At 44.7% G+C, this 22,486-nt stretch carries 15 protein-coding genes; 11 read left to right on the top strand and 4 right to left on the bottom strand.

Annotated elements, in window-relative coordinates:
- The first annotated feature begins 1 nt into the window (after position 1).
- Positions 2-1,216: a pyridoxal phosphate-dependent aminotransferase gene (locus tag R3P39_RS05395; protein WP_336566132.1), complete on the top strand. Its 1,215-nt coding sequence runs from the start codon at positions 2-4 to the stop codon at positions 1,214-1,216.
- A 112-nt stretch (positions 1,217-1,328) separates the two neighbouring features.
- Here R3P39_RS05395 and R3P39_RS05400 read toward each other — a convergent pair whose 3' ends face one another.
- Both R3P39_RS05400 and R3P39_RS05405 read right to left on the bottom strand, forming a co-directional pair.
- Positions 1,329-4,487: an efflux RND transporter permease subunit gene (locus R3P39_RS05400; protein ID WP_336566133.1), complete on the bottom strand. Its 3,159-nt coding sequence runs from the start codon at positions 4,485-4,487 to the stop codon at positions 1,329-1,331.
- A 4-nt stretch (positions 4,488-4,491) separates the two neighbouring features.
- A complete protein-coding gene (locus tag R3P39_RS05405) occupies positions 4,492-5,667 on the bottom strand; it encodes an efflux RND transporter periplasmic adaptor subunit (RefSeq protein WP_336566135.1) in 1,176 nt (391 codons plus the stop codon).
- A 226-nt stretch (positions 5,668-5,893) separates the two neighbouring features.
- Here R3P39_RS05405 and R3P39_RS05410 point away from each other — a divergent pair, with 226 nt between their 5' ends.
- Positions 5,894-6,142 (top strand): YkgJ family cysteine cluster protein, encoded by a 249-nt coding sequence (locus R3P39_RS05410; protein WP_336566136.1) that lies wholly within the window; start codon positions 5,894-5,896, stop codon positions 6,140-6,142.
- Positions 6,143-6,409: 267 nt separating this feature from the next.
- Here R3P39_RS05410 and rsmF read toward each other — a convergent pair whose 3' ends face one another.
- Positions 6,410-7,849 (bottom strand): 16S rRNA (cytosine(1407)-C(5))-methyltransferase RsmF, encoded by a 1,440-nt coding sequence (gene rsmF, locus R3P39_RS05415; RefSeq protein WP_336566138.1) that lies wholly within the window; start codon positions 7,847-7,849, stop codon positions 6,410-6,412.
- A 150-nt stretch (positions 7,850-7,999) separates the two neighbouring features.
- Between rsmF and R3P39_RS05420 the strand changes: the two genes are divergently transcribed.
- From R3P39_RS05420 to R3P39_RS05435, 4 genes are all read left to right on the top strand, one after another.
- On the top strand, positions 8,000-9,415 hold the full coding sequence (locus tag R3P39_RS05420; protein ID WP_336566140.1) for a sigma-54 interaction domain-containing protein: 1,416 nt from the start codon (positions 8,000-8,002) through the stop codon (positions 9,413-9,415).
- A gap of 151 nt (positions 9,416-9,566) precedes the next feature.
- A complete protein-coding gene (gene ccoG, locus R3P39_RS05425; RefSeq protein WP_336566142.1) occupies positions 9,567-10,949 on the top strand; it encodes a cytochrome c oxidase accessory protein CcoG in 1,383 nt (460 codons plus the stop codon).
- A gap of 160 nt (positions 10,950-11,109) precedes the next feature.
- A complete protein-coding gene (locus R3P39_RS05430) occupies positions 11,110-11,676 on the top strand; it encodes a cytochrome b (RefSeq protein WP_336566143.1) in 567 nt (188 codons plus the stop codon).
- Between the two features lie 9 nt (positions 11,677-11,685).
- Positions 11,686-12,258 (top strand): YceI family protein, encoded by a 573-nt coding sequence (locus R3P39_RS05435; protein WP_336569243.1) that lies wholly within the window; start codon positions 11,686-11,688, stop codon positions 12,256-12,258.
- Positions 12,259-12,289: 31 nt separating this feature from the next.
- Here R3P39_RS05435 and R3P39_RS05440 read toward each other — a convergent pair whose 3' ends face one another.
- The gene (locus R3P39_RS05440) at positions 12,290-13,129 is read right to left on the bottom strand and encodes a transporter substrate-binding domain-containing protein (RefSeq protein WP_336566144.1); all 840 of its coding nucleotides are present in this window, start codon (positions 13,127-13,129) and stop codon (positions 12,290-12,292) included.
- Positions 13,130-13,310: 181 nt separating this feature from the next.
- Between R3P39_RS05440 and R3P39_RS05445 the strand changes: the two genes are divergently transcribed.
- From R3P39_RS05445 to R3P39_RS05465, 5 genes are all read left to right on the top strand, one after another.
- Positions 13,311-13,895: a hypothetical protein gene (locus tag R3P39_RS05445; RefSeq protein WP_336566145.1), complete on the top strand. Its 585-nt coding sequence runs from the start codon at positions 13,311-13,313 to the stop codon at positions 13,893-13,895.
- A 61-nt stretch (positions 13,896-13,956) separates the two neighbouring features.
- A complete protein-coding gene (locus R3P39_RS05450; RefSeq protein WP_336566147.1) occupies positions 13,957-14,937 on the top strand; it encodes an acetoacetate decarboxylase in 981 nt (326 codons plus the stop codon).
- A 105-nt stretch (positions 14,938-15,042) separates the two neighbouring features.
- Positions 15,043-17,283, top strand: coding sequence for an NAD(P)-binding protein (locus R3P39_RS05455; protein WP_336566148.1), 2,241 nt, complete (start codon positions 15,043-15,045; stop codon positions 17,281-17,283).
- Positions 17,284-17,419: 136 nt separating this feature from the next.
- On the top strand, positions 17,420-19,642 hold the full coding sequence (locus tag R3P39_RS05460) for a TonB-dependent receptor (RefSeq protein ID WP_336566149.1): 2,223 nt from the start codon (positions 17,420-17,422) through the stop codon (positions 19,640-19,642).
- 119 nt (positions 19,643-19,761) lie between these two features.
- Complete coding sequence (locus tag R3P39_RS05465) at positions 19,762-22,440, top strand: ATP-binding protein (RefSeq protein WP_336566150.1); 2,679 nt, start codon at positions 19,762-19,764, stop codon at positions 22,438-22,440.
- Positions 22,441-22,486: the final 46 nt, after the last annotated feature.

Here is a 22,486-nt window from a genome sequence, read left to right on the forward strand (position 1 = left end):
AATGCTACAAATAACAAAAAGTAATAAATTAAATGGGGTGAGCTACGATATTCGTGGCCCAGTGTTAGAACAAGCTAAAAAAATGGAAGACGAAGGCATGAAGGTGCTGAAGTTAAATGTTGGCAATCCAGCAGCATTTGGCTTCGATATGCCTGAAGATATGCACCGTGACATCATTAAAAACCTCTATTCAGCACAAGGTTATTGTGACTCTAAGGGGTTATATTCTGCGCGGGTCGCGGTGTATCAATATTACCAGCAAAAAGCTTTTCCCAATATCAGTGTTGACAATATCTTCATCGGTAATGGCGTCAGTGAGCTGATTCAAATGACCACTCAGGCGCTGTTAAATGATGGCGATGAAGTGTTGATCCCTGCGCCCGATTACCCACTTTGGACTGCTGCGGTTAAGCTTTCTGGTGGCAATCCTGTGCATTATTTGTGTGATGAGCAGCAAGACTGGTTTCCTGATTTAGAAGACATTAAAAGTAAGATCACCAGTAAGACCAAAGCCTTGGTGTTAATTAACCCCAATAACCCAACCGGAGCGGTGTACGATAAAACGCTCTTAGAGGCCTTGATAGATATTGCTCGAGAGCATCAGCTTTTGCTGCTTAGCGACGAAATCTACGAAAAAATTCTTTACGATGGCGCTGAGCATTTTTCAATCGCCAGCCTTTGTGACGATATCCCAGTGATCACCTTTAATGGTTTAGCCAAGACCTATCGTGCCGCAGGCATTCGTATGGGCTGGATGGTACTGAGCGGCAAGCAATCAGCCATGCTGGATTTAATCACCGGATTAGAAATGCTGGCCTCGATGCGGCTTTGTGCTAATGTCCCAGCACAGTTTGCGATACAACAAGCTCTGGGAGGCATTCAGTCAATTGATCAGTTGATTGAGCCCGGCGGGCGTTTATATCAACAGCGAGACATTGCTTATCAAGGATTAAATGCCATTGAGGGGATCAGTTGTGTCAAACCCAAAGGGGCACTTTATGCTTTCCCTAAGGTGGATACCAAACGCTTTAATATTAAAAACGACGAACGCATGGTGCTTGACCTGCTAAAAGAAGAAAAAATCTTATTCGTTCATGGTCGTGCTTTTAATTGGCCTAGTGCCGACCACTTCCGTTTGGTGTTTTTACCTCACAAAGATGATTTGGCACCGGCTATGGAGCGCATTAAGCACTTCTTTGATCATTACCGCCAGTAGCGGTGTTGGTTTTCACAATACCTTTGCCCGAACCGGAAAAAGTAAAGGTTACAACATAAAAAAAAGCTCGGACCTTGCAAGGCCGAGCTTTTTACTAGGGCTAGTAGCTTCATTACTTAATTGAATTGTTGGTTACCACCTCAGTTGGCTGCTCGCTTTCGCCTTTTTTAAACCATTTGCGACCAAGACGTTTAACATCTTCTAAGGCCACGTATTGACATGGGATCAATACCAAGGTGATCACCGTGGCGAACAGCACACCAAAGGCTAACGAGACAGCCATTGGAATAACAATCTGCGCCTGCAGACTGGTTTCTAAGATGATGGGCACCAAACCGATAAAGGTGGTTAGTGAAGTAAGTAAAATCGCTCTGAAGCGCTTACAACCGGCCTCTACTGCGGCATCCATAATGCTGACACCTTGAGCTCTTGCTTTGTTAACGAAGTCAACCATCACTAGTGAGTCGTTGACCACCACACCAGCCACGGCAATAATACCGAAGAAAGATAAGCTGCTCATGGTCATGCCAAGCACCATGTGTCCGAATACCGCACCGACCACACCAAATGGGATCACCGACATGATCAGTAATGGTTGTGAATAAGAGCGCAAAGGAATAGCCAGTAGGGCAAAAATGATCATCAATGACAGGGCAAAGTCACGGATTTGCTCAGCCACGCTATCCATCTCTTCTTGTACTCGCCCAGCAATGGCACTTTGTACACCAGGGTAGTTCTTTAACAGACTCGGTAAATATTCATCACGAATTTGTTTCGCAATTTCAAATGGCTGAGCGACATCGGTATTGACTGCTGCCCATACATTTAAGGTGCGTTTTGCGTTTTCACGACGAATGCGGTTAACGCCATCCACCAGTTTTACATCGGCCACTTCAATCAGCGGTACCTCTGCGCCCTGTGGCGTAACAATGCGTACATCTTGAATATCGCTGATGCTATCGCGGTGATCTTGTGGGTAGCGGATCATCACTTTGATTTCTTCGCCGTCACGCAAGATACGCTGTGCTTCCAATCCGTAGTAGCTGAAATTCACTTGCGAAGCAACGTCCGCTAGGGTTAAACCAAGGCTGTAAGCAAGCGGTTTAAGTTCCAGTTGTACTTCATCCGTTGCTGACTGCATTGAATCATTGATGTCACCAACCCCCTCAAGGCTTGCCAGTTTCTCTTTTAAATGCGCGGCCACTTCACGTAATTCTGCTTTATCTTTGCCTTCTAACCTAAAGCTGATATCGCCATCATCGCGTCCATTGTTAGAAATACTGTCTTGGATGTTTAGCGATTTAACACCTGGTAATAGTGGCATTTGCTCTCGCCACAGGGCACTTAAGGCAAAGGTATCGATTGGACGTAAATCTGGTTCGACTAAGATCACCATGATATTGGCATTGGTACGGCCATTCATATTAACCAAGTAATCGCGAACCATTTTTTGGCCATATTGTTGTTCAATTTGCTTATCAACATCGAGCACCATTTGTTCGACTTTTTGAATCGACTCCAAAGTGGCATTCTCAGACGAGGACAAGTTCATCTCAATGGCAATGCGCGGGAAATCATGGGGAATTTTCGGGTTGGCAACAAACTTCACCAAGCCGCCTGCGAACATTCCGGCGCTGACAATCAAAATAGTTAAAAAGCCGACGATCACGGTATAACGATAGTGAAGACAACGAGCGATAAATGGCCGATATTGGTTTTCCACAAAGGATTGCAATGCGCCATCCATTTTCTCACGCAAGCGGTGGAATGGGTTTTTCGGGTTGCTCGGTTTATTTTTCATGGCCGCCAAGTGCGCCGGTAATACCAGTTTTGACTCGACCAAAGAAAACAGCAAACACAGAATAATGACACCACCAATGGCTTTAGAGAAAGCCGCTGTGGGCCCAGTTGCAAAAGTTTGCGGTAAAAATGCCGCTACCGTTGTTAACACACCAAAGGTGGCGGGTACGGCAACACGTTTTACTCCGCGCACAACATTATCGAGGCTATGACCGTGTTTTTCTATTTCACTGTGAGCGGATTCCCCCACCACAATGGCATCGTCGACGACGATCCCGAGCACTAAGATAAAGGCAAACAGTGAAGCCAAATTAATAGTGACATCTAAAAAGCCCACCGGCATCATCAGAAAGGCACCTAAAAAGCTCACTGGTAACCCCATCATCACCCAGAATGCCAATCTCACTCGTAAGAACATGGCCAGCATTAACATCACTAAAATACCACCCCATATCATGTTTTCTAACATCATATTAAGGCGGCCATTTAAGTAGTAGGTAAGATCAATAAAGGGTTCTAGTTTCACACCTTGGGGTAGGATATCGGCTTTACTGTCTAGGTAGCCTTTAATGACGTTGGCAACTTTGGTGATGTCTTGATCTTTGGAGGCACTGACTTCAAACACCAAGGAATTCTTACCGTTGTATTTCGAGTATTGTAAGCCTTCTTCAAAGCCGTCTCTAATGGTTGCCACATCGCCTAACCGAATTTGTGCGCCATCGGCCAAGGTTATCAGCGGTAACTGGCGGAACTCATCACCACGGTAGGCTTGGTTTTCCACCCGCATCGAAATGTAGCCATTTTCTGAACGGATCTGACCGGCCGACATATTGGCGGAAAAGCTTTGTACCGCGCTGGCCACATCACGGAAACTAAGGCCATACTCGCGCATTTTATCTGGGCTAATTTCCACGCTAATTTCGTAATCTAAACCACCATCAAATCGCACTAAGTTGACGCCTGGCAACGACAGCATTTCTTCATGAATGCGGTTACCAAGCTCTTTTAAGTCGTAGGGACTGAGATCGCCATTTAACGACAGCCACATGACTTCTTGAGTCGCCTTATTGTGACGAACTACGGGGCGCTCCATACCGGATGGAAAAGTGGAGACCGCGTCCACTTGCATCTTAACTTCGTCTAATACTTCTTTGGTGTCGTACTTTTCATCAACTTCAATCCAAGTCTGTGAATAACCTCGGTTGGAATAGGTGATCAGACGTTTGATCCCTTCGAGGCCTTCCATGGACTCCTCGATCTTAATCGTAATGCCTTCTTCTACCTCTTGCGGTGCTGCACCTGGGTAGACGGCTTGAACACTGATCCAATGACTGTTGTATTGCGGGAACATCTGTTTGCGAATAGAAAACGCAGTTAGTAAGCCACCGACAATGATGAATATCATTAATAGGTTTGCAGCAACAGGGTTACGTGCAAACCAAGCAATTAAGCCTTTTTCTCGTGTTTGCATACCCTTATTCCTCTTTAAGTGCTAACTGAGTCGTTGCTTGCGACGTGGGTTCTGAGTCCAGTCTCAGTTGCATACCCTGTGATGGATAATCCAGAGCGGAAGTGATCAATTGTTGGCCCGACTCCAAGCCTTGATCGACCACCACATGACCGTCATATTGGCGAATGATATTAAGCTTTTGGTAGTTCAATTGCTGATTATCATCCAAAGTGGCGATGCGGCCGTTTTTAACTAAGTGCTGCGGAACCACTGCCGCGTTGGCGATCAGCTTGCCTTGAATATTGGCGTTGATGTAAGCGCCAAAGCGTAGGGCTTTGGCAGCATCTTGATACGGTGATTTGACCTGCGCCACTAAGTAAGTCATGCGGCTTCTTTCATCAATTACGCCTTCACTGCGCACCACAGTGCCTTGCCAGCTAACGGCTTTACCTGCCACTTCGGCGCTCAGGGTTACTTTAGTACCCACCCCTTGTTGTGGTAAATATTGTAGCTCTTTGTCAGCTACGGGCAGTCGTACTTCAGCCACCGACACTGAGTTGAGGGTGCCAAAGCCATTGCCAGGATTTACCACGCTGCCTAAACTGATCTCCCGTGACGCAACAATGGCATCGTACGGGGCTCGAATGTAGGTTCTTTCCAGGTTTCGCTTAGCGCGCTTAACGGCGGCTTGCGCTGCTTTAAACCGAGCTAGCTTTTCGGCCAACTGGGGTTTGCGTAAGTAAAGCTCGGAAGGAATTTTTTCAATGGCACTTTCGGTGATTCGCTGCCATTGTGCTTTGGCTACCTTAGCTTGTGCTTGCTCGATTTCTAAATCCGAGCTGGCTTGAGCTAGGGACGCTTCGGCTTCAATTAACGCAGCTTCGTAATCATTGGGGTCGATGCGTGCCAACACTTCGCCTTCATTGACAAAGCCACCTTTAACGAACTTATCTGACAACGAAATAACTTGACCACTTACTTGTGCAACCAACTCAGTGCTGTACTTAGGTTTAACTACACCGTATGAAGAGACATCAAGGCGAATGGGTTTGACCTCGACGCTTTTTACTTGTACCAAAGGGTGAACCACCTCTTCTGGTTTAACTTCAGGTGGTTTTTTCATTGCAGACATTGCAACGGCTGCCGCTATGCCAACACTCAATACCGCAATGGGGAGAATAATTTGTTTTTTACTAGCCACGTGCAAATCCTTCCTGTTGAATGATTTTCTAACTTAAGTCGACGAAACTTAATTGTTGGTAGGGTAAGGATATGCGAATAGTTATGTCGAGGTGTTTAAAAGCCAAGGCAAGTTGTAACAAAGCTTTGCATAACGCCCTGGTTTGAAACATCCGTCCCGATTATGTTCTTTTACGCTGCTATGGTTTTTCGTTACACTAGCGTAAAAGCACCTAATTAGAGTAGTTATGGACTGTAGATTAGGCTGTGGTGCATGTTGCATCGCACCAAGTATTTCCACGCCGATACCCGGTATGCCCAATGGTAAGCCCGCTGGCGTTCGTTGTGTTCAACTTAATGACGATAATTTGTGCCGTTTATTCGGTAAACCAGAGCGACCTAAGGTGTGTTTGCAATTTAAAGCCATGAAAGACGTATGTGGTGACAGCAATAGTCAGGCGTTCGCAATCATTACTGAGTTAGAAGCTGCAACATAATAGCGGTTACTGAATGTCGAAGTTTAGATAAAAAAGTGCCCAGAGCTTACCTGCTAAACTCTGGGCCTAGGGAAGGCTCATAGCTGAGCCGTGCGCTAACTAAAAACACCTTCTAAGACTGTAGGGAGAAGTAGAAAGTAAATTTAAGTTTAGTTAAGGTTTCGATATTTTTACAACTAAATGAAAATTTATTAAGCCTTTCTAAATCAAGTACTTGCCGTCTTTATGCCTAATTAGTATTAAAAATATCAAAAGGGTATGTCCATGTTATACCCAAGTTATCAACAGATCATCACGAACAAGATCCCGAGGTAAGCTGTTTTTTACTTTGTTCTTCTGCCACTTACCAAGCCCAACTGGGGTGTTGCAAAGTGTGATGATCACCTCACCGGTTTGCTTAGTCACTTCGTCAAGGCGAATGTCTTTACCATTAAAATAGTCTTTTGCTTGAGCAGCGCTAAGCGCGAGGGTGTTGCGACTTGCCAAATGGCCAAAACAGGTAGCCAGCTCATGCTGAAAACGGACACCATTATTATGACTTACGCCAATTTGCACCCCAATGCGAGCGTATTTTATTTTGTTGGCAATGGCCTCAAATCCATCAGGGAATAGCCAGATTTCTTTATCCCGTGACATTAAGGTGCCAGGTAAGGCATCAATGGCGAATTGCTTTTGCAGTTGGGTTTGCAGTAATTTCTGCGCTTTTGCTGCTAATGGCGTAAAAGGAAAGGCGCCTTTTTTGTGTTTTTCTACGCGCGCCGCAACCGAGCGAAGCTTTTTAAATTTGGCAATAAAAAACCCCTCACTATCAAATAACTGTGGCCATACATGCAAGTAACCTTCTACGGTAGTGGCTTGCTCGGCATCAGCAAAGAGATTACTTAAGTTAATGACTTCTAGAGCGTCGCCATATTCTTCAATAAGGTATTGGCAAACTTGTTGGTTCTCTAAAGGGGTGAGGGTACAGGTTGAGTAAACCAGAGTGCCGCCAGGTTTTAAGGCTTGAAAAGCGCTATCAATGAGACGTTTTTGCACCACAGCAATGTCTTGGTTGGAAGCAATCGACCAATTTTTTAACGCATTCGCATCTTTGCGCACGGTACCTTCACCTGAACAAGGCGCATCGAGTAAAATGTTGTCGAAACATTCATGCATGTATTCACCAAACACAGCACCATCAAAATGCGATAGCGCGACATTGGCTACCCCCATGCGTTTGCTGTTCGCTGCGAGCGCTTTCAAGCGTGATGATGATAACTCATTGGCAACAAGCACGCCGCTGCCGTTCATAAAGGCCGCTAACTGGGTGGTTTTAGAGCCCGGGGCCGAGGCCATATCCAAATTTAATTGTGTTGCGCTTATTTCTTCACGCAATGCCTCAGGTGGCAGCATTGAACTGGCTTCTTGGATGTAGATGCAGCCACTTAAGTGAATGTCGGTGTTACCGATGGCCAAGTTGGCTTCCTCTTCTTCACTGCGGGTAATCCAAAAGCCTTCTGGGCACCAAGGGATTGGCTCGGCTTGCCATTGGCGCTGTTGACAATAGTCCAAAAACTCAGCCACAGACATCTTCAAGGTATTTACTCGAACAGCACGGCGTAATGGTGAGCGACAGGCGCTAAGGAAGTCGCTGATACTAAGGTGTTCAGGAATATAGGTTTCGACATCGGCAATGAAGTCGTCGGGTATGTAAGTTGATGGATCCACGCGTGTTCTCGATTGCAATCTAATGGGGTTATTTTACTGTTTCAGCATTAGAACACCAACCAAATCTTAAAGAGTGGCTGGTCGTTATGATTTGAGCATGACAAAACCGCTGCTGGGTTCTATAATGTCGCGAAATATCGCGAGGTGAACATGTCTGTTATTAAACAATTTTTGGCCGATCCTAAATTGCTGCTTAATGCGGTGGGCGAAGGCATATATGGCTTTGATTTAAGTGGCAACGCCGTTTTTATCAACCCGGCAGCCGAGCGCATGACAGGGTGGAAAAGTGCTGAATTATTGGGGAAAAAAATCCACCAATATCACCATCATAGTCATGCCGATGGCAGCGCGTATCCTGCCGATGAGTGCAATATCTATAAGACCATGTTTGATGGCAAAACCAGACAAGTAAAAAACGAAGTGTTTTGGCGCAAAGATGGCAGCAGCTTTCCGGTGGAATACACCTCCACGCCCATTTACAGCGACGGTCAAATTATCGGTGCTGTCGCGATATTTCGCGATGTGTCTCAACAGCATAAGGTCGAGTCTGAACTCAAGTCCGCATTAAACAAGGTACATGAGCTTAGCGAGCAATTAAAAGATGAGAACGCCTACTTGCTAGAAACCCTGAATGAAGACTGGCAGGAGGCGGGTTTAGTGGGGCACAGTGCCATTTTTCAAACCATGCTGGCGCAACTAGAGCTCGTCAGTCAAACCGACAGTACCGTGCTTATTCTCGGTGAAAATGGCACCGGGAAAGAGTTAGTGGCTAGAAATTTACACCGCCTGAGCACGCGAGCAGAGCAACCCTTTGTAAAAGTGAACTGTGCGGCTTTTTCACCCACCTTGATTGAATCAGAGCTGTTTGGTCACGAAAAAGGAGCCTTTACCGGAGCGAACGAACGCCGTAAAGGGCGTTTTGAGTTGGCTCATGGCGGCACATTATTTCTTGATGAAATTGGCGAGTTGCCACTGGAAGCCCAAAGTAAGCTGCTCAGAGTGTTGCAAGAGCGCGAGTTTGAACGGGTAGGGGGAAGTCAGACAATTGCCGTTGATATTCGGGTGGTTGCCGCCACAAACCGCGACCTTTGGCAGATGGTAGAGCAAGGCAAATTTAGGATGGACTTGTATTACCGTTTAAATGTCTTTCCCATTCAGGTTCCGGCGTTGCGCGAACGCATTGAAGATATTCCGCAATTAGCCAATAACCTTATTGTGCAATTGAATAAAAAGTTGGGTAAGCAGTTACGAGGTATAAGTAAGAGCGCCATCAACGCGCTGCAGGCTTATAATTGGCCTGGCAACATAAGAGAGCTACAAAACGTGCTAGAGCGTGAAGCGATATTGGCAAAAGGTCGGCTAATCGAGCTGACTCAGTCGTTAGGGACCGAGATACCCCAGCAAATAGCGGACGATCTCACCTTAGAGCAAGCGCAAGCAGAACACATTTTAAAAGTGGTGGAATTGTGTAACGGCAAAATTGCAGGTGCTAATGGCGCGGCGCAAAAACTAGGATTACCTGAGAGTACATTACGCTCGAAAATGAAGAAATTAAAAATACGTTAATATTCGCGATATATCGTGTGGTTCGCGATATATCACGAAACCTTCTGTTGTTATTATCAAAAACTTCTTTATATACAGTATATTACAAGCTTTCAAATTGGTCTGAAAGTTGCAGTTGTCTGCTTGTGTTTTATTAATGTAAGCAAGTGACATGAAGTTTGATATCAAAGAAGAAGACATGATAATTAAGCCCTACAAACAAGAGGGGCCCATTTATGTAAGGGAGCAGAAAGGCTTTTTTCAGAAAATCAGAAGGAACTTAGGCTGGTTCTTGATGCTCACTTTTATTCTCATTCCTTGGATCCCCTATCATGGCCAGCAAGCCGTATTATTTGATGTCGGTTCGCAGCAATTCAGAGTGTTCGGAGCCACTTTTCTACCACAAGATTTTATGATCTTAGCCTGGATTTTTATGGCTGGTGCGTTCGCACTGTTTTTTGTGACTGCATGGCTTGGGCGCGTTTGGTGTGGTTACACCTGCCCGCAAACCATCTGGATGTTAATGTTTACTTGGGTAGAGCACCGTATTGAGGGCAGCAGAAATCAGCGCATTAAGTTAGATAAATCCAGTTGGGATGCTAAAAAATGGGCCAAAAAGCTCGCTAAGCATAGCGCTTGGCTGGTTATCTCTGTGTTAACTGCGACCACATTTATGACCTATTTTGTGCCTGCAAAAACCCTGTATCTAGAAATGATTACGCTTGAGTGGTCAGGTATTATCAGCTTTTGGGTGTTTTTATTTGCCCTGTGTACTTATGGTAACGCCGGCTTTTTACGTGAAAAAATGTGCACCGTTGCTTGCCCTTATTCACGCTTTCAATCGGTGATGTTCGATAAAGACACCCTAGTTGTGAGTTATGATAGTGAGCGCGGTGAAAACCGTGGCCGCCGTAAGCGTAAAGAAGACCCTAAAGCGCTGGGTTTAGGTGATTGCGTCGATTGTAACCTCTGTGTTGAAGTATGCCCTGCAGGTATCGATATTCGTAACGGCCTGCAGTATGAATGCATCAACTGTGGTCTGTGCATCGATGCTTGTAACGACACCATGGCAAAATTTGGTTATGAGCCGAACTTAATCCAATACCAGAGTGAAAACCAACAAGCGGGGTTAAAAACCAATCCACTGCGATTAAAAATTGTCGGTTATGGTGCCATTACTGTGGCGCTGTTTGCCATTATGATTATTTGGGCTTTTAATCGCACTCCCATTGAGGCTTCCGTGATCCGAGACCGCAATGCACTGTATCGGGTTAATTATGAAGGCTTGGTAGAAAACCCCTACACCTTAAGTGTTATTAATAAAACCCAGCAAACCATGTCGTACAGCATTAGTTTATCGGGTTTACCGAATGCCACGTTAACCGCGCCAGAAGCAACAAAAATTGCCGCAGGTGACATGGCACTCATTCCGGTGACGGTGATTGCAGATGGCTATGAGCTTAAGCGTAAATCAACGCCGATTGAGTTTACCATCTCTTCCGATCAGGAGGCGTCAATCGTCATTACTAAGTCTTCGTACTTTTATAAAAACTAGCAATTAAGCATCTTCTCCTCTAGCACCTTTAGGCGAACTCATTATGGTTCGCCTTTTTTCTGTGCATATTTGCACAGCTGGCCGATAATTATCGCCTTTCCCCATCCCTAAAATCACTATATGCTGGTGTTATTGAGAATGAGTTTTATTGACTGAGATTATGTTGAAAAATACTGCAAAGGGTTATGGCCTCGTCGCCATTGTGCTCCATTGGCTAAGTGCCGCCGCCGTGTTTGGTATGTTTGGTTTGGGCTTATACATGGTTGAATTGAGCTACTATGACCCTTTTTACCGTGATGGTCTAAACATTCATAAAAGCATTGGCATTTTGTTGGCGCTGGTGATTGTAATGCGTTTACTTTGGAAGTGGGCGAACCCAAAAGTGCAGCCATTACAGCAGAGCACACCGCTCGATAAGGCACAAAACACATTAGCGACACTGGCGCACTGGCTAATGTATTTGTTGTTATTTGCTTTATTTACCAGCGGCTATTTAATTTCAACCTCAGACGGTCGAGCCATTGAAGTGTTTGGCTGGTTTGCCGTGCCCAGTTTAGGAGAGCTGTTTGACCAGCAGAGTGATATTGCCGGTACCGTGCACTTGTATTTGGCTTGGGGATTAATTGCGCTTGTTGCTGTGCATGCGTTAGCGGCATTAAAACACCATTTTGTAAATCGAGATAGAACCTTAATTCGAATGTTTAAAGTGACCAATTCAGATAACTAAGGAGTTATGATGAAAAAGACTATGTTAGCAATAAGCTTGGCCTTATTGAGTACCACTTCAGCCGTGAATGCAGCGGACTATGTTATTGATACTAAAGGCGCTCACGCGTTTGTTAATTTTAAAATAAAGCACTTAGGTTACAGCTGGTTATATGGCCGCTTTAACGATTTTGAAGGTCAATTTAGCTACGATGCTAACAACCCTAATAACGCTAAAATTAAGGTTGTTATTGATACGGCATCCATTGACTCAAATCATGCTGAGCGCGATAAGCATTTAAGAGGAGATGACTTTTTAAATGTCGAGGAGCACCCTCAGGCAACGTTTACCAGTGAGAAGATCACTTTCAGCGATGCTACAAATGGCGTAGTGCAGGGCAAATTCACGCTAAATGGTATCACTAAAGACATCGAATTTGCCATCCATAAGATTGGCGAAGGTGACGACCCTTGGGGAGGCTACCGAGTTGGTTTCTCCGGTAATACCCAGTTAAAGCTGTCAGACTATGGCATCGATTACGATTTAGGCCCAGCATCCACTCATGTGGATATTGGCTTGCACATCGAAGGGATCCGTCAATAAACGTCTGCTAGCTCAAACACCCATGTTTGAGCTAATGGCTGAATATACCGGCGAGCTTTGGCCTGAGCTGTTGTGGTAACCAGCGTGACATAGCGAGCCGGTATTGTTCATCTTGATGAACTTGTTGCAGCGCTTTATCAATGGCCACAATGTGCTGACGGCCAAGCTCGTTATTGTTACAGCCACTGTATCCTTTGGTGAGTTGTGAGGTCAGCTGCAATCTCACTTGAGTGAGCCTATTCTGCTTATCTAATTTCACTTTGTGATAATGATGCTCACTGGGGTACCCCAAAATAATATCCACCCGCTTTCTTAATAGCATTACCGTTAAGCTTTCCAGTGTATCCCTCCCAGGTCTTATCAATAGCTGCTGCTGATCTAAACTGGCAAGGGTCGCGTCAATTTCAGTGCCAAAAGAGCGGTTAGCAGCAACACCCACAGTTAATTTATGCTGCTTCATTAACGCGTCAAAGTCGATGGCGTCATTACCGAGCGCCAGCGACTTTGCTGTTTCCTTGGTTAGCGCTGCAGAGGTTGACAAGCCAGTGGTGGAGTGGTTTTCAGTAAAAGCAATATAGCGGCTTCGCTTGGGGGTTTTATAAAGTGAAATCATGCAATAGTTGCTGTTTTGCTTTGCCAGTTCATGTACCGCCCGCGAGGCCGGGAAAAGTTTATAGTCAAACTGATGCTCTGGCATGTACTGCTCTAATAATTTGATCAGTAGCTCATCTCGGCCCTGACCTGCAAGATCATCTGAAAGGATATAGTAAGGAGCAAAGTCAATCACAATCCAGGTGATCTTTTGTGCCTGTACAAACCCAGTTTGAAGCATAAACACGATAAGACACAGCGCTTTGATCACAATCCGCATACTCCTCTGTTAATTATTAAAGCATAGCAGCAAGAGTGGAATAGGTAGTTAGTGGGATGTTTATTTTATTTGTAATTATTGTTTACAGTTTTTTGCGGTATGCTAATTTAATCATAAAGGAAAGGCGCTAAGGCGTAGTGAAAATAACCCTAATAACAATCAAAGCAGTTAAGGAATAACGATGAAAATACTGGTAATCGCGGATATTTATGGCACTTCACCGCAGCTTTTGCAATTTGCATCGGAATTAGCAGGAGATGTAAGCATTATCACTGCTGGTGAAAATAGAACAAGCAAAATAAACAATAAAGCACACAGCTCTGAGGCCAACGAGCAGCAACACTACGCCAATAAAGTGGCAAGCAAAATACGCAATTTGTCGCCACATTTGCTGATAGGTTTTGGGGTTGGCAGCTCTGCAGCTTGGCAGGCATTATCTATGTTGCAAGAGGCAAATAAGCCGCAGCAGTTAATTGCTTTTTACCCCAGCCACACCCTTGACGTGCCGGTTTCACAATTAGCGTGCCCAGTCACATTCTATTTCGCGCAACACGAGTTTGACTTTGACGTGACGCCTATAGTTACTATGCTAAATAGCCAAAAGAGCGTTAGTTGTATTAGAACTCGCTATCAACATGGCTTTATGGAGTCGCTTTCAGGTCACTACGACCCTTGTGCCTACCGTCATTACTTAGGCCTTTGTCAGCAAGAGGTGGCTGATATGTCGTCATTATTAGACGAAGCGCTCTGTAATTACGCCATATAATTACGCTAAGCAATGTCTGATATTGCTTACTACACTGTCAATTTGACGTTTTAAGGAGTGAATGATGTATCCAGAATTACCTGACTATCAGCACTTTTATAGCAACCCCATTGCTAAGCCGCCATGCAGGATGCTAAATGCACAAATGTATGGCTTTTTTGTGGCGGGTAATAGAGAAAAGATTCAAACCTACTTAGATAACACTTTGAATTCAGTACCAAGTAGCGAGTTTAGTTTTAAAGCGTTAAGCGACTGGTGCTTACTGACCTTTACAGATATTGAGAACATTGCTTCTAAGGTCGAACCTTTTAGTGACTACGGCTACATGCAAGAAACCGATATCATTATTTGGCTTCCGGTTTTGCAATTAAACTTAGAAACACTGCGGGCGGAGCACCTTTACTGGTATCCAGCGTTTATTACCGTTAACAACATTAATGCCTTAATTAATGGTCGAGAAACTTGGGGCTACAACAAATACCTTTGTCGTTATGCTATGCCCTCTGAGCCGACCGCACCGTTAAACTTTTCTTTATCGTTAGATTGCTTCAAGACCTACAACCCGAATAACAAAATGGACTGGCATGAATTGCTCAGTATTAGTGCTGAGGACGATGGCGAATCTTGGCTCAAAGAAGCAATGGAAGTAGGTGAAGAAATGTTAACCCTATTCCGTGACTCGGTGGACGAGTTAAATGTCGACGAGCAGTTTTTAAAACAATTTTTATCTGGATTTACTCATCCACAAATGGATCAAATTTTGTTTAAGCAATTCCCAGATGGCATGGCTGAAAAGTCAGTGTATTCAGCAGTAGTGCATTCTCCCTCTGAGGTTAAAAAGATCCATAAAGTGGCCTTTTTAAAAGACGATTTGAAACTGCAGTTAAATAAAATAGATAGCTTCCCATTGGACAAAATGTTTGGCATTGCCTTGGGAGAGAACGAAGTGAAACTTCCTTACTACGTGAAGATGGATTTTGACCAAGCTGGCGCGGAAGAATTGGTATCAACCAATCAAGGCTTGGCTAATATACCTAGGTAAGAGGTTTCACCCACGACCTGCTTGCAGCATTGTCCACCGCGAGCAGGTCGTGGCTCTGTGGTTGCCACGATAAAGTAACAATGACCCTAGGAAGGATATGCGCTCATGAGCAAACAGAAAATTGCTGTATTAGGTGGTGGAGTGTCGGCGATGACCGCCGCAGTGTATTTAACCGAACAAGATGACTGGCAATCACGCTTTGACATTACGGTGTATCAACAAGGTTGGCGCCTCGGTGGCAAGGGAGCCAGCGGGCGCAACAGTCAGTTTGGTGAGCGCATAGAAGAACATGGCCTCCATGTTTGGTTTGGGGCATACGTTAACTCATTTAAAACCATCGAAAAGGTATACCAACAATTAGACCGTGGTGATGAGGTTGCCATTAATACTTGGCAACAAGCACTTAAGCCACATAGCTTAGTGGTATTACAAGAGTTTATTGATAATGAATGGCAAACCTGGCCGGTTGATTTCCCCCTCATACCGGGTAACCCAGCCAATGGCACACTCGATTTGCATTATTGGCAAGTGCTCAAACTGCTTATTGCCTGGCTGCATAAGTGGGTTGAAGCGTTAGAAGACGAAGTCGACCAGAGCACCAAATCAACTCAATTAACCACTCGAAAAGCCCGAGATAAAACGCTATTGGCGCATTTAGGTAATGAAGTGGAACAATTCTTTGATAGCGTTGAATCAGAGGCCAAAACGCTGTTTCAACAGGCTGCGAATCAAGTGGCCGAAGTGGTATCGACACCTAAGCTATTAATTAATCAATTGAGCCGCTTTTTGACGGTTCGCGAAGGCGATAAGCGCCTCGATAACAAAAAAGATCAACTGTTAGTATGGTATTTAGTCCGTAAGATACGGCGTTGGCTGCGCAGCGAAGTGAACGAGCTTATTGCTGAAAACCCCACCATTAGGCGTTTGTATATTTGTGTTGATTTGGCGGTGGCCATGACCCTAGGGATGGTAAGAGACAAGGTATACATTCGTGGTTTTGGTTATTTAAATCAGTATGACTTTCAACAGTGGCTAAGAAGAAACGGCGCAAACGACCCATTAAGTGTGGATTCTGCGCCGGTTCGAGGGTTTTACGATTTAGTCTTTGGCTTTGAAGATGGCGATTTTTCAAAACCCAATGTCGAGGCCGGCGTGGCGGCATTAGCGATGCTCAGGATCATGTTGTGTTACCGTGGCGGGGTAATGTGGAAAATGCAGGCAGGGATGGGCGATATCATTTTTGCCCCAATCTATGAGTTGCTCAAGCACAGAGGAGTCAAATTTAAGTTTTTCCACCAAGTTGAGTCACTGCAAGCATCCTCGCAAAATGGCCAGCAAGTGGTCAGTGAAATCAGCATCATAGAGCAGGTAAAGTTAAACGACAGTGATGACTATGAACCGCTTAAAATCATCAAGTCTTTGCCTTGTTGGCCTAGTGAACCGATTTGGCAACAAATTGAGCCACAGCAAGCGCAGTTATTACGCCAGCATCAGATTAATCTGGAATCCTTTTGGTCACCTTGGGAGTCGATTTATCAACAACACTTCAATCAACCTTTGCCGCGTAAGGTACTAAAACACGGTGAAGACTTTGATCTGGTGGTATTTGGTATTTCAGTAGCTGGGCTTACCAGCTTATGCCCAGATTTATTAGCAAAAGATCCTAAGTTACAACAGCAAGCTGAAAAAATAAAAACCGTGGCAACGCAAGCCATGCAGCTTTGGCTGACTAAGACCGATCAACAGTTAGGCTATCAGGACGGCTCGTCGAGCACAGAAAGGCCAATTTTAAGCGCCTTTTCTCAGCCCTTCGACACCTGGGCTGCGATGTCGAACTTATTAACCGTTGAAGACTGGCAAACCCCAGAACCGAGCAATATTGCTTACTTTTGTAGTGCATTTACCTGCGCCGATTATCCGCCAGCATCGGAGCATGAGTTTCCGATAAAAATGAAAGCCAAGGTGAAGCAAAATAGCTTGGCTAAGCTAAAGAATGAAATGCAGGTATTATGGCCTGAAGCCTATCGTGACGATGAATTTGACTGGCAGGTGCTGTTTGACCCGCAGCAGCAACAAGGCGAGTCGCGTTTTGACAGCCAGTACTGGCGCGTTAATATTGACCCCAGTGAGCGATATGTACTAAGCGTTGCTGGTAGCAGTGCCTACCGTTTAGCCAGTGACGGTACCGTATTCGCGAATTTATACCTTACCGGCGATTGGATCAGCACCGGTGTTAATGCCGGTTGTGTCGAGGCTGCAGTGATGGCGGGTATGCAAACCAGTCGCGCAATTTGTGGTTTCCCAAACACCATTAATGGCGAAGGTGGGTTTTTACCGTTTGATTAGTATGCCCTATGTGTAGCGAGCGTCATTGGGGAAGCTTTGGCCTTTGTTATGGATTTACTAACACAATTGTTTGGGGGGCGGGTTATTTCGGCTATACTCTTAGTGCAATTGCATGATATTACTCAGGATCTAACCAATGCATAAAAAACTGCTGGCAACACCACTTCTTTGTTCCGCGATGGCGACGACGGTCACTGCTGCCAATGAGATAGAGGTCATTGAAGTGTATGCGCAAAAGAGAAAGCAGCCGATCGATGAAGTGGCCATTGCGGTCAAGTCTTTGTCGGGGGAGGTGCTGCAACAAGCTAAACTCAAAGATACCACCGAGCTTGGCCATTTGGTGTCAAACGTTAAAGTCAGTCAGAATGCCGCAGAAGGCACGCCACCGGCGATTAATATTCGTGGTGTCGGCTTGGTAGATTACAACACCGCCAATACCTCCCCGGTGGGTATGTATTTAGATGGGGTTTCCGTGGGCTCCGCCAATAATCAAATTGTTAATTTGTTTGATATTGAGCAAATGGATGTCTTAAAAGGACCACAAGGCACCTTGTTTGGTCGCAACTCAACCGGTGGGGCGATCTTACTGCGCACAGCTCGGCCTCAAGATGGTCGGTTTGGTTACATCAGCGCAGGGGCGGGCAGTGATGAGCTGAGTAAAGCAAGGGCGATGTTTAATTACAGCTTAAATGACACCAGTGCAGTGCGTTTTGCTGCAAGCCACAATAACTATGATTACACCACCTACAATATTTACCCTGACTCGCCTGAAGCTGGCATGGAACAAAACGATCTTAGGTTAAGTTATCTTGGTGAGTTTGAACAATTTAGTGTGTTTGTAAAGCTGGATTACGGTCACTGGAATGGTTTAGTACAACCTGTTGGCAACATTGGTGTGATTGCCAACCCAATGGATGGCAGTTTATGCAGTGCACAAGCGGCAGGGAGTTTAAACTGTTTTGACCTATTTGGTTTCAATAGTGGCAGTGACGATTTTTGGGCTGTGAGTGTCAACAACGAACAAGCTCACCACAGCATCAGCAAAGGCATTACCACTGAGATAAACTACTTTTTAGACGACAACGCTGAGGTTATTTATCTCGGGGCATTTAACCGCCTAGACCGTCAGCATGGCTTTAATTGTGATGGCAGTCCGGCTAATTTATGCGAAGGGGAGTTGGGACTGAAAAACGAGCGCTTAGTGAATGAACTGCGTTATGAAAGCGGCAATGACGGCAGCTATTTGACCGTGGGCGCGTTTCATTTAGAAGAGCGCATTTATCAAGATAATTTTAATGATTTATTGCGCGACTTAAGGGCAACGCCTTTGCGTGGCAACGCGACCAACTTTTTCTACGATAATGACATCAAAGTGACATCCATGGCTTTGTTTGGCCAATACGAGTTTGATGTCAGTGACAAGCTAGCATTAACTCTGGGTTTGCGCTTTAGCGATGAAGAAGTGGATTATGACTCCTTTTCTTATGTCAATGTGATGGTCAACGACGACCTGAATGGGATCTTTTTGCCTTCTTATTCTGTGGCAGGAAAAGAGTCCGATACTAGCTGGTCGGGCAAAGCCGCACTCAAGTATCGCCTCGACCAAGACAAAAGCGTTTATTACAGCTTTGCCAATGGCACTAAAAGTGGAGGCTACAATGGTGGTTATTTATTAAGTGAAGAGCAAGCCTTGCAAGCCAACTATGGTCCAGAATCATTAAACGCCCACGAAGTTGGTTTAAAGGCCGCGTTTCAAGAGCTAGGCTTACAAAGTAACTTTGCCGCTTTTTACTATGATTATAAAGATCAACAGGTCTTTATGAATCAGGCCTCAGATATCCCTGGCACGCCGCCTTATCAGTTACTTGAGAATGTTGGCGAGTCAACCATTTATGGGGTTGAGCTGGAAAATGCATGGCGTATCACGCCACAGGCGACACTCAATCTTGATATTGGTTATATCCCTGAAGCGAACTTTGCCGAGTTTGTTGATCCGGTTGGCAATCGGCTCACCGACAACCGTTTACCATTTACCTCTAAGTGGAACGTTTCGGGTCAGCTCCGTTATGCTTTTAATTGGCAAAGCGTTGCTGTTAAAACCAGAGTAGGCTTTGATTATCAAAGTGATTATTTCTTTGATCAAAATGAGTCTGACTATGCTATGCAACCAGACTACACCTTGTGGTCTGCGGCAATACAGTTTAAATATCAACAATTTCAATTAGATATATGGGGTAAGAACCTGCTTGATGAAGAGTATAGCCATTTAAAGTTTGACCTTAGAGACTTTCTTGGAATGCTAGAAGACTTTAAAGGTGATGGACGGCGTGTTGGTGTCGATGTAAGTTATTATTTCTAAGTTATGGCTTGCCATACTTAGCGAGTTTGTATCGTGGCTGCAATAACATACGAAACCCTGTTACAGTGCTATTGATTTTGGTTTATTGTAATGAAGTTGATATAAGGTTTGGCGCTAGCATGCGTATATTTTTAATACTAATAAGCTTATTCGCATTACCAAGCCTTGCTGATGACAAAGGCTCAGAGCTTTTGCTGCAACAGCCACTGCAATTCAAAAACCTTCATGATCATGGGCAAGCCTATAGGGCTGAGGCGCGAACCAGCTTTCCTTCAAGCTGGGAAGAGGTAGCGCAGTGGCAAACCAACTTAGAACCTTTAAATCGGCGGGCGCTGTTTTCCGGTCGTTATTTTCTCATCACTAAAGTCACTAATCACACCAGTGAAAAAGACTTTGTACTTTATCCGTATAATACTTTGGTGAGTAAAATAGAGTCACGAGTGTATACCAAAGACTCAGTAACCAGGCTGTTATCTGGCGGAAAGTTTGAAAATGAATTTCACTTTCATTATGGCAATAGCATTGAGCTGGCTCCTGACCAAAGTTATTACATTGTCTCACTGTTTGAAAGTGACTTTTTCTATACGCCAATCAAGTTAACCATAGAGCCGTTACAGGAGTTTAAACAGCAAGTGGTGAATGAAAACCTAGTGATGATCCTGTGCTTTAGTGTGGGCATCGTACTAGGTTTGTATAATCTGCTGATTTATCTAGGTTCAAAAGATGTTACGCACTTATATTATGCCTTGTTCACCGCCGTTTGGGTGTTTGCATGGAGCCATTTTTTCCATATCCCGGACCAACTATTTAACTTCTATTCAGCCAACTTACATTGGCTTGGTTTTGCTTTATTGCCACTGACCAATGCCTTGTTCTATATTCATTTACTGAAGTTAAAAGAAACCCACCCAAGGTATGTAGCCATCTCGATTTGGCTAGGTGTGATTGCGGCCATTGGTTTGCCTTTTTGCATTTTATTCCCAGGTTTTGGCTTTATATGGGCCACCCTAGTTACTGGGTTAGCGCTGATTTTTGGCCTCTTTGTTGGCATCAAGCGTTGGAGTGAGGGGTTTAAGCCAGCTCGCTACTTTGTGTTTGCTTATTTAGCCATGGCGTTCCCGAATATGATTGGAAACTTAACCAATTTAGGGTTATTTCCGGAAACGTCTAGCAACTTATATCTTTATGGTTTAATTGGTTCGGCACTCGATGCCTTACTACTGGCCTTTGCGGTTGCCGATAAGTTCCGCTTAACTAACGAACAAAATATTGAGTTAAATAAGAACTTGGAAGCCAAAGTATTAAAGCGTACTTATGAACTCGAACAAGTTGCCTCTGAGCTTCGCGATGCCAGTGAAGCGAAAAGCCGCTTTTTAGCAAACATGAGCCATGAGATAAGAACCCCTATGACGTCAATCATCGGTTACGCTGATGGCATTATGTTAGGGGATATCAAGCCACATGAACGTAATCAGGCGATAGCGGTGATCCTGCAAAATTCACGGCATGTTTTAGGCTTAATTAATGATATTTTAGATATGTCTAAAATTGAGGCCAATAAGTTAGAAGTAGAGCTTTTAGAGTCCAACTTATTTCAAGCGATTGCTCATGTGGATTCGTTATTAGGTAAGCAAATTCGCGACAAGGGGCTGGAGTTTGCGCTGAATTATCAGTTTCCGCTGCCAGATTACGTGGTGATAGATCCAACCCGACTACGACAGATTTTATTAAACCTCACTTCCAACGCGCTTAAATTTACCTCAGTTGGTAAAATTTCAATCGACGTTGCGTGTCGCAATGACAAGCTCCTGATCACCGTGCGTGATACCGGGATTGGCATGACCGCGAGCGAACAAAAAGAGCTCTTTAGTGCATTCTATCAAGCTGATTCATCGACTTCTAGAAAATATGGTGGCACTGGGCTTGGGTTAAATATTTCCAAAAGCTTAGCCAAAAAGTTGGATGGCGATATTACGGTTGAGAGTGAGGTGGGCTCAGGTACGGCATTTACGTTGACGTTGTCGCTTTATACCACGGAGCGCACCACCTGGGTACAAAGCCTTGATCAGATCTCAACCAAGAAGGAACAACAACCGGTTTCACAGCTTGAAAATAGCAATGATCTCAAAGGTGAAGTGTTGCTGGCAGAAGACAATCGAGACAACGCTAAGCTTATCAAGCGCATATTAGAGCGAATGGGCCTCTCGGTGACTGCGGTTGAAAATGGCCAGCTTGCAGTGCAAGCGGTATTAGACAAAGACTTTGACCTCATTTTAATGGATATCCAAATGCCGGTAATGGACGGTGAGCAAGCGTTTAGCTTTATTCAGGCTACGGGCTGTAGTACCCCCATTATCGCACTTACCGCCAATACCATGCCCAATGAAATAGAGCGTTACTTGAAGTTAGGATTTAACGATCACTTGGCAAAACCCATTGACCGCAGTGAGTTTGCTAAAAAAGTGGCTCATTACCTAGATATTAAAGTCGATGAAGAGTTGGACCTACCTGAAGCTGAGTTTAACTTATTGAAGCAGCAATATATTGCCGGCTTAAACGAGCAAATTGTGCAGTTAAAAAACCAAGCCAAATATCAAGATTTTGAGGCTTTAGCGAAGACCACCCACGCGATTAAAGGCACGGCGGCGATGTTTGATTGTCATGATATTCATAACATTGCCACTGAAGTAGACGCTAAACTCAAGCAACAACAATGTGATGAGCGGTTAATCGACTCTCTCATTGCGGCCATGCAAGCCGCCATTCATGCCTCAAGTGACAAGGTTAAGCAGGCCTAATTCCTCACCATAAACACCTAACTGGGTTGGCTTGAGATTATCTCAA

Origin of the sequence: Pseudoalteromonas sp. UG3-2, from assembly GCF_037120705.1 — a bacterium.
Lineage (GTDB): Bacteria > Pseudomonadota > Gammaproteobacteria > Enterobacterales > Alteromonadaceae > Pseudoalteromonas.

Coding starts and splice junctions, on each gene's coding strand:
- R3P39_RS05395 (WP_336566132.1), top strand. CDS start 2: ATGCTACAAATAACAAAAAGTAATAAATTAAATGGGGTGAGCTACGAT.
- R3P39_RS05400 (WP_336566133.1), bottom strand. CDS start 4,487: ATGCAAACACGAGAAAAAGGCTTAATTGCTTGGTTTGCACGTAACCCT.
- R3P39_RS05410 (WP_336566136.1), top strand. CDS start 5,894: ATGGACTGTAGATTAGGCTGTGGTGCATGTTGCATCGCACCAAGTATT.
- R3P39_RS05420 (WP_336566140.1), top strand. CDS start 8,000: ATGTCTGTTATTAAACAATTTTTGGCCGATCCTAAATTGCTGCTTAAT.
- ccoG (WP_336566142.1), top strand. CDS start 9,567: ATGAAGTTTGATATCAAAGAAGAAGACATGATAATTAAGCCCTACAAA.
- R3P39_RS05430 (WP_336566143.1), top strand. CDS start 11,110: ATGTTGAAAAATACTGCAAAGGGTTATGGCCTCGTCGCCATTGTGCTC.
- R3P39_RS05435 (WP_336569243.1), top strand. CDS start 11,686: ATGAAAAAGACTATGTTAGCAATAAGCTTGGCCTTATTGAGTACCACT.
- R3P39_RS05440 (WP_336566144.1), bottom strand. CDS start 13,129: ATGCGGATTGTGATCAAAGCGCTGTGTCTTATCGTGTTTATGCTTCAA.
- R3P39_RS05445 (WP_336566145.1), top strand. CDS start 13,311: ATGAAAATACTGGTAATCGCGGATATTTATGGCACTTCACCGCAGCTT.
- R3P39_RS05450 (WP_336566147.1), top strand. CDS start 13,957: ATGATGTATCCAGAATTACCTGACTATCAGCACTTTTATAGCAACCCC.
- R3P39_RS05455 (WP_336566148.1), top strand. CDS start 15,043: ATGAGCAAACAGAAAATTGCTGTATTAGGTGGTGGAGTGTCGGCGATG.
- R3P39_RS05460 (WP_336566149.1), top strand. CDS start 17,420: ATGCATAAAAAACTGCTGGCAACACCACTTCTTTGTTCCGCGATGGCG.
- R3P39_RS05465 (WP_336566150.1), top strand. CDS start 19,762: ATGCGTATATTTTTAATACTAATAAGCTTATTCGCATTACCAAGCCTT.